This is a genomic window from Salaquimonas pukyongi (genome assembly GCF_001953055.1).
Taxonomy (GTDB): domain Bacteria; phylum Pseudomonadota; class Alphaproteobacteria; order Rhizobiales; family Rhizobiaceae; genus Salaquimonas; species Salaquimonas pukyongi.
The window spans coordinates 2,524,030-2,539,403 of sequence record NZ_CP019044.1; the positions used below are offsets into that span (position 1 = coordinate 2,524,030).

A 15,374-nucleotide genomic window follows, 5' to 3' on the forward strand; every position below is an offset into this window, starting at 1 on the left:
TGCAACACGCGTTCCGGCAACCGGTTTGTCAGCTTCGCGGCCCCCGCACCATTTGTGAGGCGACCCAGTGGTGAAACAGATGGGTCGGTCCATCCATCGCCGGCGAGAATTTCCCGCCGTCGAAATAGCGCCCGTGCCGGCCTTTCTGCATTCCCTCCACCACGAAGACATCCTCCTCGAACACCTCTTTCCACTGTTCGGCGTTCTTGCGGCGCAGATCGGCATAGCCGGCCGCTTCCGCCCCCTGCGCGGTATAGTAGATCTCAACATGCTCCACAGTGCGGTCGAGCGACTTCGGCTCAAGAATGATCGCAAAGGCATGGTCGCGGTGCACGCCCAGCAGAACGTTGGGAAACAGCGCGATGTATTCTGCTCCTGTATCCCATTTATCCGAAAGGTTCGGGAAATCGGGAAACCGTTCGCCGTTTTCGCCCTCAAGCTGACGGTATACCAGCGTCCCCTGACCGGAAAAGTGCCCCGGCTCCTCGATGTGATAATGGTCTTCCAGCCGGGAGTAGGAATTGAGCCCGGGGTGAATCCACGGCAAATGATAGCTCTCGCAGTAGTTTTCGACCGCCAGCTTCCAGTTGGTCTTCACATCGAGTTTGAACGACGAGATTTCGCCACCATGGACCATCGGTTGGTCGTATTCCTTCCAGCGCTCGATCAAATTTGCCGCATACTCGTCGAAAGGCGGCGCATCGCCCGATACGTTGACAAAGATCACGTCCCGCCAGACATGGGAAGCGATCCGCTTCAGCCCCAGTTCGTCACGCTTGATATCCTCATGGGTATTGTGGCCGGGCCCGCCCACATGGGGTGTTGTTACCAGGCGGCCGTCAAGTCCATAGCACCAGGAATGATAAGGACAGCGGAATGTGCCCCGCAGGCGGCCCTTTTGCTGCACCAGGATCATCCCGCGATGACGGCAGGTGTTCTGAAAGACGTTGACACTGCCGTCCTTGTCACGCACCGCAACCAGCGGCATTCCCAGAAAATCAACCGGCATTGCATCGCCATGGTCGCGAATGTCCTTGGCAAAGCCGATTGCCGACCAGTTCTCGTATAAAACCCGCCGGGTCTCCTCGCGGAAAACCTCTTCGTCCACATAGTGCGAATTCGGCAGCCCCCTTGCCTCGTTCACATCCTTCAGGACCTCCTGAAGGTAATCTGCCGACGCTCCCTTGCCTTTGGTATGGACATTCATGGCCGCTCTCCGATGCGCACTTGCTGGCGATGAATATACCTTGCCCATCCCGGTACCCGGCAATGTCCGCCAAAGACATGCATGACGCATTCAGGACAGGCGGCATGGCTTGCAGCCATATCTGCGGCGATATTCATCCGGCGCAATTGCGCCAGACAATTGTTCTATTCCCCTCCCTTTCTTTCCCTTCCTGATTGGCATGGGTGCTCCTTTGTCTTGTTGGAGATGGGGTGGAGACAGAAGGGAGAGAGCGCTATCCCCAGTTGTCATCCTCGGGCAGCTTGCGCAGCAAGCAAGTCCCGAGGCCCCATTCCGTGATGTATCCACGGACGGTGAGCCATCAGTATTCGTCATCGCCGGGTCTGACCCGAGGCAAGCGAAGCGCCGCCGATGGCGAAAGACAAACGAAGTGCCGTCGAAAGCCGGCGATCCGGCGCTAGTCGTTGTACACTGGATCCTCGGCTCAAGGCAGAGGATGACGAAGGAGTGGCCGAGGATGACGAAGGGGGCCGAAGATGAGGAAGAAGCAAACGGCGCATTCCATTCGACTACCCATGGGACGCGCGTCACCCCCGTCGCCCGGAACTCCAAGAAACGAACCGGGGTTCACCATGCCCGTCCGTTGCACCTACTTGCGCGCCCCACCCATACGGAAATGAAGCACCAGCGCAACCAGTCCCGGCAAAAACGCCGGCGGTACGATCAACCATGCAAATTTCATCCAGTCGGACAGCGACTGGTAGGTATCAAAGAAATCCTGCCAGAAGTTGTAGTCTTCCATGCGACCACTCCCGCTTCCTGCAAAACCGCACGTGTTTACGCGCAAGGTTTTGCCCATCAAAAAGTGAAAACGGCCGCCAGAGCTTGCTCTGGCAGCCGGGGAGTTAGAAGGCCGCCGTCAGACGGCCGCGCTGGCCTTTAGGCCAACGTCCCGAGGGAACGGGCCCTGGACATACGCCAGTGCCTCCCCGGCCATAAGGTTCGAGAGGTGTCGTTGCGGCCGACACCGGCCGCTGACGGAGGGGTTTCTACGCCCCGGGACCGGCAAAGACACTTCATGTCCGCCAATCCTGCCGGCACCTCAATATGTTACCGGTAAGATCGAAAGGGAGACATTCGCGATGCGTCCCGGATTGGCCGTGGAGGGCAGCCAGCGGCCCGACTACCCCCCTACTTTCGCTTCCGCCCATAGAGTTCCAGCCGGTGGTGCTCGATGTCGTAGCCCAGTTCGTCGGCAATCTGCTCCTGCAAGCGTTCCAGCGTCTCGGAATGAAACTCGATCACCTTGCCGGTATCAAGATCAATCAGGTGGTCATGATGCTCGCCATCGGCATGTTCAAAACGCGCCGGACCACCTTCAAAGGAATGGCGGTGCACGGCGCCAAGTTCCTCCAACAGCTTCATGGTGCGATAGACGGTGGCAAGCGAAATGGAGGCATCGATCTTCACCGCGCGGCGGAAGATCGCCATCGCATCGGGATGGTCCCGTGAATTGCCCAGTATCTTCAATATGATCCGCCGCGGCTTGGTCAGCCGCACACCTGCCTGGCGCAGTTCGTTTTCGTAATCGCGATGTTCATCCATGATGTTCTGGCCTGCCCGATGACAATCCCCGCGGCCTGCTCCGGCCCCGGCCCCTCATTTCCTAGCAAACCGGCGTTGGACGATCCAGTTGCGAAACAACTGCAGATGAAAATCATTCTGGACTTTGATTCCCCCGCCCACTTTCACAGCCACAGGCGCAAATAGGAAGATTATCTTGTTGCAAACGATTTGCATTAACATTAACTTGCCGCAATTCATGACGCCACGAAATCACGAAAGGCTGGAATTGATGCTGCATTCCATCTCCCTTGTTGCTGATCGATTAAAAGACAAAGGCCGCCGGGCCGTCGTTTGCCTGGCAGTCGCCCTTATGGTCTGCCTGGCGTCCGCCCTTCCCGGCCAGGCGGCAGATAAATTCAAGGTCGTCACCACCTTCACCGTCATCGCCGACATGGCCCGCAACGTTGCCGGTGAAGCGGCCGAAGTGGTTTCGATCACCAAGCCCGGCGCTGAAATCCACAATTACCAGCCCACGCCCCGCGACATCATCAAGGCACAGGATGCCGATCTGATTTTGTGGAACGGGCTCAATCTGGAACTGTGGTTCGAGCGCTTCTTCGCCAATCTTTCCGACGTGCCCGGCGCCACGATCACCGATGGCATCGAGCCCATCGGCATTGGCGAGGGCCCCTATACCGGCAAGCCCAATCCCCATGCATGGATGTCGCCAAGCGATGCGCTGATCTATGTCGACAACATTGCCGCGGCGATGGCCAAACACGATCCGGACAACGGTGAAATCTACCGGGAAAACGCCGAGCGCTACAAGGCGCAGATCACCGATGTGGTGGCGCCATTGCGCGAAGCGCTTGCCAACATTCCCGAAGATCGCAGATGGCTGGTCACGAGTGAAGGCGCCTTCAGCTATCTTGCTCGCGACTTCGGCCTCAAGGAAGCCTACCTTTGGCCGATCAATGCCGACCAGCAGGGGACGCCGCAACAGGTCCGCAAGGTGATCGACCTGATGCGCGAAAAAGCCATCCCCGCAATCTTCAGCGAAAGCACGATTTCACCGGATGCCGCCCAACAGGTGGCGCGGGAGACCGGTGCACGCTATGGCGGGGTGCTTTATGTGGATTCACTTACGGAAGCAGACGGCGCCGCGCCCACCTATCTCGACCTGCTGCGGCTGACCACGTCCACCATCGCAGAAGGACTGAAACCGTGACCAAACCAATGACCACCGGCGGCGGGAAGCCTGTTCCCGTTCCCGGTTTGAAGCTCTCCGGCGTTTCGGTGGTCTACCGCAACGGCGTTACCGCGCTGAAGGATGCCAGTTTCGAAATCCCCATGGGCACGATCGCTGCACTCGTCGGGGTAAATGGCAGCGGCAAGTCGACCCTGTTCAAGGCAATCATGGGCTTCGTGCCGCTTGCCTCAGGCTCGGTGGAAATCCTCGGCCGGCCGGCAGCCGATTCACTGAAGGCCGTCAAGGTAGCCTATGTTCCCCAGGCAGAAGAGGTCGACTGGAATTTTCCGGTCCTGGTGGAAGACGTGGTCATGATGGGGCGCTATGGCCATATGGGATTTTTGCGCCGTGCCAAGCCGCGTGATCATGAAATGGCCGAGGCAGCGCTTTCACGGGTCAACATGCTCGAATACCGCAAGCGCCAGATCGGCGAACTTTCCGGCGGCCAGAAGAAGCGGGTGTTTCTGGCCCGCGCTCTTGCCCAGGAAAGCGAGGTCATCCTGCTTGATGAGCCGTTTACCGGCGTCGACGTGAAAACCGAGCATGCCATCATCGACCTGCTCTCCTCCCTGCGTGCCGAGGGCAAGGTCATGCTGGTCTCGACCCACAATCTGGGCAGTGTGCCCGAATATTGCGACCGCACCATTTTCATCAACAAGTCCATTCTCGCCTCCGGCAAAACTTCGGAAATCTTCACCCCGCAAAACCTTGAGATGGCCTTTGGCGGGGTGTTGCGCCACTTCATTCTCGGCGGTGCCGATCTCCATGATGACGAGGATCCGCGCCAGGTTACGGTGATCACCGACGACGAGCGCCCGCTGGTTCTCTACGACAAGAACCCGCCCGGCACGGAGCAGGGCGACGGCAAGGACGCAGGCGGAGATCCGTCTGATGATTGAACTTCTGCTGGAGCCCTTCACCTATGACTACATGGTCAAGGCCATTCTGGTGTCCGGCCTGGTCGGCATGGTTTGCGGCTTTTTGTCCTGCTATCTGATTCTCAAGGGATGGTCTCTGGTGGGCGATGCCCTGTCGCACGCCATCGTGCCGGGAGTTGCCGGCGCCTACATGATCGGGCTGCCCTTTGCATTCGGTGCCTTTTTATCCGGCGGACTTGCCGCTGCCGCCATGCTGTTTCTCAACATCCGAACCCAATTGCGCGAAGATGTCATCATCGGCCTGATCTTCACCTCCTTCTTCGGTCTGGGCCTGTTCATGGTTTCCCTGTCGCCCACCTCGGTCAACATCCAGACCATCGTGCTCGGCAACATTCTCGCCATCACCCCTGCCGACACGCTGCAACTAGTCATCATTTCCGTGATCACCCTCGCTGTGTTGACGCTGAAGTGGCAGGACTTCATGGTTGCGTTCTTCGATGAAAACCATGGCCGCTCCATCGGTCTTGACCCTGCCGTGCTGCGGGTTGTCTTCTTCACCCTGCTTTCCGCCTCAACCGTCGCCGCCCTGCAGACGGTCGGCGCCTTTCTCGTTATCGCCATGGTGGTAACGCCGGGTGCCACCGCCCTTCTGCTGACCGACCGTTTTCCAAACCTCATTCGCATCGCGATCGCAATTGGCGCGGCAACCGGCATATTCGGCGCCTGGGCATCGTATTTCCTCAACGCAGCAACCGGCGGCATCATCGTGCTGGCCCAAACCGCCCTGTTTCTGCTGGCCTTTGTCTTTGCGCCAAAACACGGCCTCCTCGCCTCCCGGCGCCGCGCCCGAAAGGCCATGATCCGTGAAGAAAAGGCTTTGACATCGTGATGGATACAATGCTCCTGCCATTCCAGTTTCCCTTCATGCAGCAAGCCTTCCTCATTGCGGTTGCGGTCTCGGTTCCTGCCGGCCTCCTTTCCTGTTTTCTCGTGCTGAAAGGCTGGGCCCTGATGGGCGATGCCATTTCACACGCCGTATTGCCGGGTATCGTGCTCGCCTACATCGCCGGCCTGCCGCTGGCGCTGGGAGCCTTTGCAGCGGGCCTGATCTGCGCCGTTTCCACCGGGTTTATCGGCGACAACAGCCGGTTGCGCGAGGACACGGTGATGGGCGTGGTGTTTTCGGGAATGTTCGCCCTCGGCCTCGTCATGTTTACAGCCATCAGCACGGACGTGCATCTCGACCATATCCTGTTCGGGGATCTGCTGGGTTCAACCTGGGCCGATGCCGTCAACGTGATGGCGATATCCGGCACTGTGACACTGATTCTGGTGCTCAAGTGGCGCGACCTGATGCTGCATGTCTTCGACCCGCAGCAGTCACGGGCCACCGGGCAGCCGCTCTGGCTTTACCACTACGGTCTGCTCACATTGCTTTCACTGACCATCGTTGCAGCCCTGCAGGCGGTCGGGTTGATACTGGCCATCGCCCTGCTGATCACGCCTGGCGCCATAGCCTTCATGGTGACCAGAACCTTTCCGGTCATGCTGCTGACTGCCATCGCCATTTCCGCAAGTTCGGCCTTTGCCGGGGTTTATGTTTCGTTTTTTATCGACAGCGCACCCGCACCCACCATCGTTTTGGTGATGGCGGCGTGGTTCATTGTGGTGTTTGTGGCAAAATCCCGCGCTGCGGCTCCAGGCCCCGCCGATTATTGAAGCCGGGCGTTTTCCTGCGCTGCGGACACCGCCAAACCGGATTTCCTGCAAATATCCGCAATTTGGTTGTGGCAGGCCATGGATTCCCGCTCCGCTACGTTTATAAGATCGAATCTCCCGCCGATAACGAGAAATCACCGCAGAGAGAGTCCAATGTCCGGTTTCAGGGTTGAAAAGATTGCAGAACGTTTTGATGAGGAAATTCGCTTCTTCAAGTCCTGGGTAGAGTCGCCCAAGGCCATGGGAACGATGTTTCCGACCGGCCAGGTCATAGCCAGCCGCATGGCAGGGGTCATCAACACCGGTTCCGGCCTGCCCGTACTTGAGCTGGGGCCGGGCACCGGAGCAATCACCAAGGCAATCCTCAGACACGGTGTTGAGCCGCAAAATGTCTACTCGGTAGAGTACACCGCTTCACTCATTCCCCCTTTGGAAACCGAGTTTCCCGGCGTCAGTTTCATCCACGGCGACGCCTTTGATCTGCAGACCACCCTGGGTGACAAGGCTTCCATGACATTCGATTCGGTTGTCAGCGCCCTGCCATTGCTGAATTTTCCTGTCAAACAGCGCATTGCCCTGGTCAAGGACCTGCTCGGGCGCATTCCTGCCGGCCGGCCCATTGTCCAACTGTCCTATGGTCCAAATTCGCCGGTTCCGCCCGATTGGGAAACCTATACCGTGGAGCCGCTCGACTGGATCTTCAGGAATCTGCCGCCCGCAAGGCTTTGGATTTACCGCAGGATTGCCAAGACCTGAAAACCTGAACAGGATAGACAGCCCGTCCGGCAGGTACCGGTGCGACTGCGCCGGCCTTCGCTGGAATAACCGTGTGGAGACACCGTGGAATTCGACTTCGACAAGGTCATCGACCGATGGAACAGCCATTCCTCCAAATGGGATGGCATGGAGAAGGCCGTTGGCGCAAAAGGACGGGACGCAATTGCCCTGTGGGTTGCAGAGATGGATTTCGAATCTCCACCCGCAGTGAAAGAGGCATTGATCGAACAGGCCGAGCGCGGCACACACGGGTATTATACCGGCGATGCCACCTGGCGCGAAGCGATGAGCGGCTGGCTCTCCCGCCGCCATGGCTGGGAACCGGACCCTGACTGGATCACCCCCACATCCGGCATCGTTTCCGCCCTCGGCCTCATTCTTCAGGAATTCAGCGAGGAAAACGACCACATTGTAGTGTTCTCCCCTGCCTATCACGCTTTCGGAAAGATCATCGCCGCCAACAACCGGCGCATCCACAACCAGCCCATGATCAACGAGCAGGGCCGCTATCGCATGGACCTTGAGGGGCTTGCCGCTTCGCTCCCCTCCGATGCGAAAGTCATGTTTTTTTGTTCGCCCCACAATCCGGGCGGCCGGGTGTGGGAAGAAGATGAAATCCGCGCTGTATGCGAATTCTGCATCGAACACGACCTGCTGCTGGTCTCAGACGAGATTCATCACGATCTGGTCTATTCCGGCTATACCCATCACGTCACCGCCAAACTGGTGCCGGAAGTCATGGACCGGCTGGTCACCTGTGCTGCTGCTACCAAGACCTTCAATCTTGCCGGCGCCCATATCGGCGGGGCCATCATATCCAACAGCGAATTGCGCCGGCGGTTTCGCTCCGTTTCCAATGCTGCCGGTCTGCTTTCCTTTCCGCTGTTCGGCATGATCGCCACGGAAGCTGCCCAGCGTCACGGCGATGCCTGGCTGGATGCATTGCTCCCCTATCTGGAGAAAAATCGCGATCTGCTGGCCGACCGGGTTTCCCGGGACATTCCCGGTGCCCGCGCCATGCACATCGAGGCCACCTATCTTGGCTGGATCGATTTTGCGGGAACCGGTCTCGACCGCCAGGAAGTAACGCGAAGAATAGCCGAAGATGCCAGACTGGGCGTGAGCCCCGGGCCGCAATTCGGCCCTGGCGGAGAAAGTTGGATACGGCTCAATTTTGCCACCCCGCGTTCTGTTCTGAACGAAGCGCTGGATCGCATGGCCGATGCTTTCTCCAACCTCCGGCGGTAACAAAATCGTCAATTACACCAATAACTTCTTGAAAATTACCAAGCGTAAGTATATCAAATTTGGTCGAGGCTTGGCGGATGATCCCCCACTTTATCTCCGCCACATGCAACACATCGTGATGCATGGTGGTCCCTGCTTCCCGTAGAACCACAGCCTCACCTTGGGTGGTTTTCTTCAGCCTGCAAGAGCGATGATCCCGGTAAGCAGGCGCCCTTAGAGCGTGTCCTGGTTAGCCGACAGCCCCTGATTTCCTCAATTCGGCAATCTGCGGCCCGCTGTATCCCAGCGCTTCCAGTACCGGTTCTGTATCTGCGCCCTGCTTCGGCGGCTCACGCCTGATCGGACAGGGTGCGGCTGAAAACCGGATGGGTTGATGGATCGCCCGGTATTCCCCCTCGCTCGGATGCTGGCGTACTTCAGCAAGTCCTGTATCGGCGATCTGCCGATCCTCCAGCACTGTTTCCAGGCTGTGCACCCGTGCGCAAGGCACATTGGCCTGCGTCAACAGCACCATCCATTCATCGGTGGTCTTCTGCGCGCAGATTTTCTCCGACAAGCTGTAGAGTTCGTCGATATTGGCGGTGCGCGCCGGATAGGTGGCAAACCGGGGATCGGTAGCAAGCTCCGGCATTCCGCCGAGGGTGAAGAACTGCTGCCAGTTGTGGTCGCTGTAAGGCATCACGGCAATATAGCCGTCCCGGGTGGCATAGGGCTTTCGGTTCGGGCTGACGGAACGTGAATAGGCCGTATCGCCAAGCGGCGGCACGAAAGCGTGGCCAAACAGGTTTTCCACCATGTTGAAAGCCACCATGCACTCCATCATCGGAACCTCGATGAACTGGCCCTCTCCGGTGCGTTCGCGATGCAGCAGACCGGCCAGCAGCGCATTGGCGGCAAACAGCGCCGTTGTCTTGTCAGCCATCAGGCCGGGGAAGTATCGCGGCGCACTGCTGCCATCCTGTCTTGGCAGCATCATCGCCAGCCCGCTTACAGCCTGGATCAGATCGTCATAGGCCGGGCGGCCTTCATACTGCCCGCCTGATCCGAAGCCCACCGCATGGACATAAACAATATCGGGCCGGATGGCGCGAACGCTGTCATAATCAAAACCAAGTCGCTTGATTCCGCTGGCACGGATATTGTGAAAGAAGACATCGGCCGTCTCGATCAACCGGTTGAGAATTTCCTTGGCTTCAGGTTTGGCAAGGTCCAGCGTGACGGCACGCTTGTTGCGGTTGATCGTCAGATAGATCGGCCCCATCCCCTTGGAGCGCATCGGACCGGCATGGCGCATGATGTCCCCTTCCGGACTCTCGATCTTGATTACTTCAGCGCCAAGATCTCCCAGAAACTGGCTTGCATAGGGACCAAGAACCACCGAACTGAGATCGAGAACGGTATAACCGCTCAGTATGCCTTTTTCCGCCATTGACAGGTTCCCCCTTTTGGCTTGAGCAGGATTTGCGCCCACTCCGCCGCCTGGTTACCGGTCCTTGGTTATTGTCTTTCACAACGCAGCGCCACAGGAAAAACCCGCCTGCCTCTGGCCGATTGCCGCAGTAAGGACATGTCGATACAGCCCAAAGGCCAAAACAAACATGGCCGTGCGGGCGTTGCTTCAAAGCTTTGCACCGTACGGCCATGCTCTTCACGGTTATGACGCAGAATACTTCCTCAAGATTCTTGCGTGACCGATAGACCCCCCAAGTCCGGTTCGGCCTCCATAACAGCTTCCCGTGAACCGCTTTTAGATACCATGAGTAAAAGCAATAGGTGAACCATCGGGAAGCTTACCGCGCATAAATAAAGTAAACGGACTGTTCACTATTTGAATCTTTGAGACAAAAATGCCGAAAATGGCCCTTTTTGCGCGTTCGGCACCCCTGTTTCCAGGAATCAGGCTGCAGCAATAAGGCGGTTCCCAAATCATTTTCTGCGTAGCCAGCACTTCAAGTGTCAACAGGAATACAGATTCGGAAGAATCGAACACTACACATAGTTGGATATTGGGGCTTTTGGTGCAAATCGGAACCGTTGCGCCACTATCCTTTGTCGATAGTGAAAAAGCCCCGTGCGTTGGCGATTTTCCACCACTGCGCGTTGTATTTTTGGCCATGGCTTCAAGTTGATTTTGCTGCCAAAGCCGCGTTAGGGTCAAAATTCGATGCTATTGATGAAATGGTGGCTTTATAAGCAGCGAAGGAAGGGTTTGCCGCGTGGCTTTAACCCCCAGCCCATCCGCACATATACACACCGGTAGCTTGTGGACGGCGGTTGTCGCCCTTGCCCTCTCTGTCGTGATGGCGTTGATCGCCAATACCATTGTGCCCGCATCCGCCAGCGCGCAGACTGAAAACACCCGCCGTCCCAGCACATGCCTGGCGATGGCCGGCCTGCCGCAGCAACCAAGGTTCTGGCTTGCGTCCAGCATTCGGTCCGGAGAAAAATTCGTCCAGTCGCAGGCCGATTCAGTCCACATCCGCTACGCGATACATTCCACCTACCGTCTTGAAAGCCCGCAGGGCATCGTCCTGGCCACCGACTTTGCCGGGCGTGCCGGAACAGGGCGCCTGCCGGATGTCGTTACCATGAACCACGCCCACGGTACCCATTACACGACCGTGCCCGATCCCGGCATTCCCCATGTGCTGCGCGGCTGGGGCGATGGCCAGACGCCGGCCAGCCACTATCTGGAGGTTGGCGATGTCTTGGTTCGCAATGTAACAACAGACATATACAGTGGTGGCGTGCTGATCGAAGCAGATGGCAATTCGATCTTCATCTTCGAGGTGGCCGGCCTGTGCATTGGCCATGTCGGTCATCTCCACCATACCCTGACGCCCGAACACATCGCGGCAATCGGCCGTCTGGATGTCCTGATGATTCCCGTCGATGGCGGCCTGACCCTTTCCATACAGGGCATTTCGGACCTGGCGCGGCAGTTCCGCGCGTCGATCATCCTGCCCATGCACTGGTTTTCAGGCTTTTCCCTGCAGCGCTTTGTCGACAACATCTCTGCTTCCTTCGCCGTCAATATTCGTCAGGAAAGCGAACTGGCCGTTTCCCTGGCCAGCCTGCCGGCCAGCCCAACCGTCATCGTTTTGCAGCCCGAGCTTGGTACCGGTTTCGGCTTCGGTTTCGGGGACGATAACTAGAGCCTGTCTTGATTAGCTGGAAGCAGTTTGAATGGATGGATTTTTCATGCCTGACAAGGAGAATACCACAGCAGGATGTTTATCCATCCTGCGAGGATGTTCTCCGCGCTCAAGGCGCTCGATCAATAGCTCTCGACCTTTCGGCGTCAAACGGGCATTCTTGTGGATGTTCATTCGGTCCCTCTCCTGATCACTGATGGTTTACAACTTCAGCTTTTCAGAATGGGATCGAGTGAACAACCTGGTGAGAACTCACAGCTAGAGCTGCCACCCCGGTTCTGTCAGCGTTGCTCTGCTCACCCTCACAGCCCGCCGAGCACGTCACCGATACCGGCATGCACCACAACGTCGGCATACCGGTCGAGCGGCGTTTCCTCCCGATTGATAATGACGAGCCCGGCTCCGGCTTGTTTTGCCTCAGCCGGCAGGTCAGCCGCAGGGTGGACCGCCAGCGATGTGCCCACCGCCATGAACAGGTCACAGCTTCTTGCCGCTTCGAAAGCTGCCAGCGTTTCTTCCACCGGCATTGCCTCGCCAAACATCACCACATCGGATTTCACGATCTGCCCGCACTGACGGCAGCAAGGCGCTTTGCCCGTGCGCTCCAGCTGTTCGCGGCATTCGGCGATCTCGTGCCGCAACCCGCATTTCGTGCAACTGGCATGGCGCGCATTGCCATGGATTTCGATGATCGCTTCGGCTGGGGTGCCGGCTTGTTGATGCAGGCCGTCAATATTCTGGGTTATCAGTGTCGAGCACGCACCGCTCTTTACCCATTCGGTGATCTTTTCATGTCCCGCATTGGGCGCAGCCTTTCCCAACTGGTCTTCCATGAAAAAGCGCCGCCGCCAGTCCTCGAGCCTTGCGTCTTGCGATGCCATGAATTCGGCATGTTCGATGATTGTGAACTTACTCCAAATGCCGCCCGGCGAGCGGAAATCGGGAATGCCCGATTCCGTAGAGATACCCGCACCCGTCAGCACCACCATGTTCCGGGCTCCGGCAACCATGTCTGCAAGCGCGGCGATCCCGGTGTTGCTGGCGCTCATGCCTCTGCCTGTTCAATATCCTGTGGCGTCAGGACATAGGCTTTGCCGAAGCCGCCATTAAGGTGCGCCCGTTCCACTTCCATGCGCCAGAAGTGAAAGTCCCCGAAATCGATATAAAGCTTGGCCTTGGGGTGCTGCTTCAGCCAGAAGTTGCGCCGCTCCCTGTGGCGCGTATCGTTCCGGTCAAGTTTTTTCATGCGACCGATCACGGTAATGCGGGGATGGGTCAGCGGATCGCCCTTGGGCCCTGGCTCCCCAAACAGCAGCGAGGACCGTCCATCCTGTGCCAGGGCCTTTGAGTGAGTCGAAAGGTCGGAAACCAGAATGAACGGAGTGCCATCTACTTCGACCGACACGGCCACGCGGCTTACCAGCGGCATGCCCGTTTCAGGCTCCAGCACGCCAATGGAGGCATAGCGCGCATCTGCCATCAATCGGCGCGCCAGCGCACGCGCTTCACCATCGGTTTCACGGATCGGATTGGCGACGGATGGTTCGGAAGAAGGCTTGCTTGCGGAATTGGGCATGGGTACTCGTCAGTTCAGATTTGCAAATCGCCTGCGAGTTTACAGCCCTGCTGGACAACGGCAACAAGAAGCCCACCAATAAAAAAGCCCCGCATCGGTTACAATGCGGAGCCGAAGGCAATTCCGTCCACGTTTGACGGGTTTATATGCCTTTGAGCCTGTTGCCCGCTTTCGGGTTTCCAGCTGCCAGTACATCCGTGGTCAGCCGGGCGAAAGCAGGGCGGGCGTCTATAGCCGCCTCAGGCTTGTAGAGTATCGATGACTTAGGCCATCGAAAGGTTGTCGGCAGCAGCCTTGCCGCTGCGCTGGTCGGTAACCAGCTCGTAGTTCACCTTGTCGCCTTCATTCAGGGAATGAATGCCGGCGCGCTCCAGAGCGGAGATGTGAACGAAGGCGTCTTTGCCGCCGTCATCGGGCTGAATGAAACCGAAACCTTTGGTGGTGTTGAAGAATTTTACCGTACCGGTAGCCATGATGTATTCCTTTCAATGGCGTTGTGCGCCGGGGCACCGTGCCCACAGCGTGTGTCGTAGCTCGCATTGTAGAAGGAAGACGTCAGAGTACCGGAAAATCCGGGGCAGTTCAGTTTTCATCATACATATTTGCAACGAACGCGCTGCATATGCCTGCCAATTGCGTCAATTGCAAGGCAATTCTCCAGCGCCAGGGTGATCAGTGCCGGCAAGCCGCCGTCTCAAACCACCAGATTGGCGACGATTTCATTGTCGGTAATGTCCTGATAGCGCATGCCGGCCTGATCGAGCTTCTTCTTCAGCCGGTCAAAGTTGTCAGGCCGGGTTGTCTCAATGCCGATCAGAACCGAGCCGAAATTTCGGGCCGATTTTTTCAGGTATTCAAACCGCGCAATGTCGTCCTCCGGGCCAAGCAGAAACAGGAAATCCTTCAGCGCGCCGGGCCGCTGGGGAAAGCGCAGGATGAAGTATTTCTTCAATCCGTCGAATTTCATCGCCCGTTCCTTGACCTCCGGCAAGCGCTCGAAATCGAAGTTGCCGCCGGAGGTAACACAAACGATTGTTTTTGCAGCAACCTGATTTCGCGGCAGCCGTTTGAGCGCATCGATGGTCAAGGCACCAGCCGGTTCCAGAACGATCCCCTCAACATTGAGCATTTCAATCATTGTGCCGCACAGCCCGTTGGTCGGTGCCAGCACCACCTGTTTGGCATTGTACTTCTTCAGCCGGTTAAAACAGTTCCGGCCAATCCTGGCGACCGCCGCCCCGTCGACAAAGGTGTCCATGTCCTTCAGGGAGACCCGCTTGCCTGCCTTCAGGCTTTCCAGCAGGCTCGGCGCCCGGTCGGGTTCCACAAAGCTGAACTCCGGTGCCTTGCCGCCTTCCCTGCCAAGCCGGTCCTCCATGTAATGCGTGACACCGGAGGCAAGTCCCCCTCCGCCGACCGGCAGCACAATGCGGTCGATCGCGACACCCGTTGGAAGCTGGTCGAGGATTTCCTTTGCCACCGTCGCCTGGCCCCGAATGACCTTGGCGTCGTCAAAGGGTGGTACCATCAATCCGCCTTCCTGCTTGCAGAACTCTAGCGCTGCCTTGTTGGCTTCATCGAAACTGTCTCCCACCAGCCGGATTTCCACATGGGGAACACCGAAGGAGGTGGTTTTCATGATCTTCTGCTGCGGCGTTGTTACCGGCATGAAGATGACGCCCTTTTTGCGGAAGTGTCTGCAGGCATGGGCAAAGCCCTGGGCGTGATTGCCGGCAGAAGCACAAACAAACAGCTTCTGGCCGGGATCCCTTTCGATGACTTCGATGATGAAGGCGTAGGCACCACGAATCTTGTAGCTGCGCACCGGCGACAGGTCTTCGCGCTTCAGATAGATGCGCGCGCCGAAACGGTCCGACAGATACTGATTGAATTGCAGCGGTGTTGGATCGAACACCTGCTGAAGCTGCTTGTGAACGGCAGCTACTTCATTTTCAAATTTCGTCATTATCGTATGGTTTGCCACAAAGAACTCGAAAACCGTTTCACAGGACCGGTTCTT

17 protein-coding genes are annotated in these 15,374 nt (G+C 57.7%); 7 read left to right on the forward strand and 10 right to left on the reverse strand.

Annotated features, from left to right (window positions below):
- Positions 1–28: 28 nt before the first annotated feature.
- From BVL55_RS12100 to BVL55_RS12105, 3 genes are all read right to left on the reverse strand, one after another.
- Positions 29–1,207, reverse strand: coding sequence for an aromatic ring-hydroxylating oxygenase subunit alpha (locus BVL55_RS12100; RefSeq protein WP_075997112.1), 1,179 nt, complete (start codon positions 1,205–1,207; stop codon positions 29–31).
- Between the two features lie 628 nt (positions 1,208–1,835).
- Positions 1,836–1,988, reverse strand: coding sequence for a hypothetical protein (locus BVL55_RS16600; RefSeq protein ID WP_156892533.1), 153 nt, complete (start codon positions 1,986–1,988; stop codon positions 1,836–1,838).
- 389 nt (positions 1,989–2,377) lie between these two features.
- Complete coding sequence (locus BVL55_RS12105; RefSeq protein ID WP_075997113.1) at positions 2,378–2,791, reverse strand: Fur family transcriptional regulator; 414 nt, start codon at positions 2,789–2,791, stop codon at positions 2,378–2,380.
- A 250-nt stretch (positions 2,792–3,041) separates the two neighbouring features.
- Between BVL55_RS12105 and BVL55_RS12110 the strand changes: the two genes are divergently transcribed.
- From BVL55_RS12110 to BVL55_RS12135, 6 genes are all read left to right on the forward strand, one after another.
- Positions 3,042–3,980, forward strand: coding sequence for a metal ABC transporter substrate-binding protein (locus tag BVL55_RS12110; RefSeq protein WP_083649671.1), 939 nt, complete (start codon positions 3,042–3,044; stop codon positions 3,978–3,980).
- Between the two features lie 8 nt (positions 3,981–3,988).
- A complete protein-coding gene (locus tag BVL55_RS12115; protein ID WP_075997114.1) occupies positions 3,989–4,900 on the forward strand; it encodes a manganese/iron ABC transporter ATP-binding protein in 912 nt (303 codons plus the stop codon).
- Entirely contained in the window at positions 4,893–5,768 is an 876-nt protein-coding gene (locus BVL55_RS12120) for a metal ABC transporter permease (RefSeq protein WP_075997115.1), read from the forward strand. Before BVL55_RS12115 ends, BVL55_RS12120 begins: the two co-directional genes overlap by 8 nt.
- Positions 5,768–6,598, forward strand: coding sequence for a metal ABC transporter permease (locus tag BVL55_RS12125; protein ID WP_075997116.1), 831 nt, complete (start codon positions 5,768–5,770; stop codon positions 6,596–6,598). The genes BVL55_RS12120 and BVL55_RS12125 overlap by 1 nt, the downstream gene beginning before the upstream one ends.
- A gap of 153 nt (positions 6,599–6,751) precedes the next feature.
- A complete protein-coding gene (gene pmtA / locus BVL55_RS12130) occupies positions 6,752–7,354 on the forward strand; it encodes a phospholipid N-methyltransferase PmtA (protein ID WP_075997117.1) in 603 nt (200 codons plus the stop codon).
- An 84-nt stretch (positions 7,355–7,438) separates the two neighbouring features.
- Positions 7,439–8,623, forward strand: a complete 1,185-nt coding sequence (locus tag BVL55_RS12135; RefSeq protein ID WP_075997118.1) for a MalY/PatB family protein — start codon at positions 7,439–7,441, stop codon at positions 8,621–8,623.
- A 229-nt stretch (positions 8,624–8,852) separates the two neighbouring features.
- Here BVL55_RS12135 and BVL55_RS12140 read toward each other — a convergent pair whose 3' ends face one another.
- Positions 8,853–10,052, reverse strand: coding sequence for a CaiB/BaiF CoA transferase family protein (locus BVL55_RS12140; protein ID WP_075997119.1), 1,200 nt, complete (start codon positions 10,050–10,052; stop codon positions 8,853–8,855).
- A 318-nt stretch (positions 10,053–10,370) separates the two neighbouring features.
- A complete protein-coding gene (locus tag BVL55_RS16605; protein WP_156892534.1) occupies positions 10,371–10,739 on the reverse strand; it encodes a hypothetical protein in 369 nt (122 codons plus the stop codon).
- A gap of 145 nt (positions 10,740–10,884) precedes the next feature.
- On the opposite strand from BVL55_RS16605, the gene BVL55_RS12145 reads away from it, so the two are divergent.
- Entirely contained in the window at positions 10,885–11,778 is an 894-nt protein-coding gene (locus BVL55_RS12145; RefSeq protein WP_244530502.1) for an MBL fold metallo-hydrolase, read from the forward strand.
- A gap of 12 nt (positions 11,779–11,790) precedes the next feature.
- On the opposite strand, the gene BVL55_RS16610 is transcribed toward BVL55_RS12145, so the two are convergent.
- From BVL55_RS16610 to ilvA, 5 genes are all read right to left on the reverse strand, one after another.
- Entirely contained in the window at positions 11,791–11,952 is a 162-nt protein-coding gene (locus BVL55_RS16610) for a hypothetical protein (RefSeq protein WP_156892535.1), read from the reverse strand.
- Positions 11,953–12,080: 128 nt separating this feature from the next.
- The gene (locus BVL55_RS12150) at positions 12,081–12,827 is read right to left on the reverse strand and encodes an SIR2 family NAD-dependent protein deacylase (RefSeq protein ID WP_075997121.1); all 747 of its coding nucleotides are present in this window, start codon (positions 12,825–12,827) and stop codon (positions 12,081–12,083) included.
- The gene (locus BVL55_RS12155; protein ID WP_075997122.1) at positions 12,824–13,354 is read right to left on the reverse strand and encodes a HugZ family pyridoxamine 5'-phosphate oxidase; all 531 of its coding nucleotides are present in this window, start codon (positions 13,352–13,354) and stop codon (positions 12,824–12,826) included. Before BVL55_RS12155 ends, BVL55_RS12150 begins: the two co-directional genes overlap by 4 nt.
- Positions 13,355–13,617: 263 nt before the next feature.
- Positions 13,618–13,827, reverse strand: a complete 210-nt coding sequence (locus BVL55_RS12160) for a cold-shock protein (protein ID WP_075997123.1) — start codon at positions 13,825–13,827, stop codon at positions 13,618–13,620.
- 221 nt (positions 13,828–14,048) lie between these two features.
- On the reverse strand, positions 14,049–15,320 hold the full coding sequence (ilvA, locus tag BVL55_RS12165; protein ID WP_075997124.1) for a threonine ammonia-lyase IlvA: 1,272 nt from the start codon (positions 15,318–15,320) through the stop codon (positions 14,049–14,051).
- Positions 15,321–15,374: the final 54 nt, after the last annotated feature.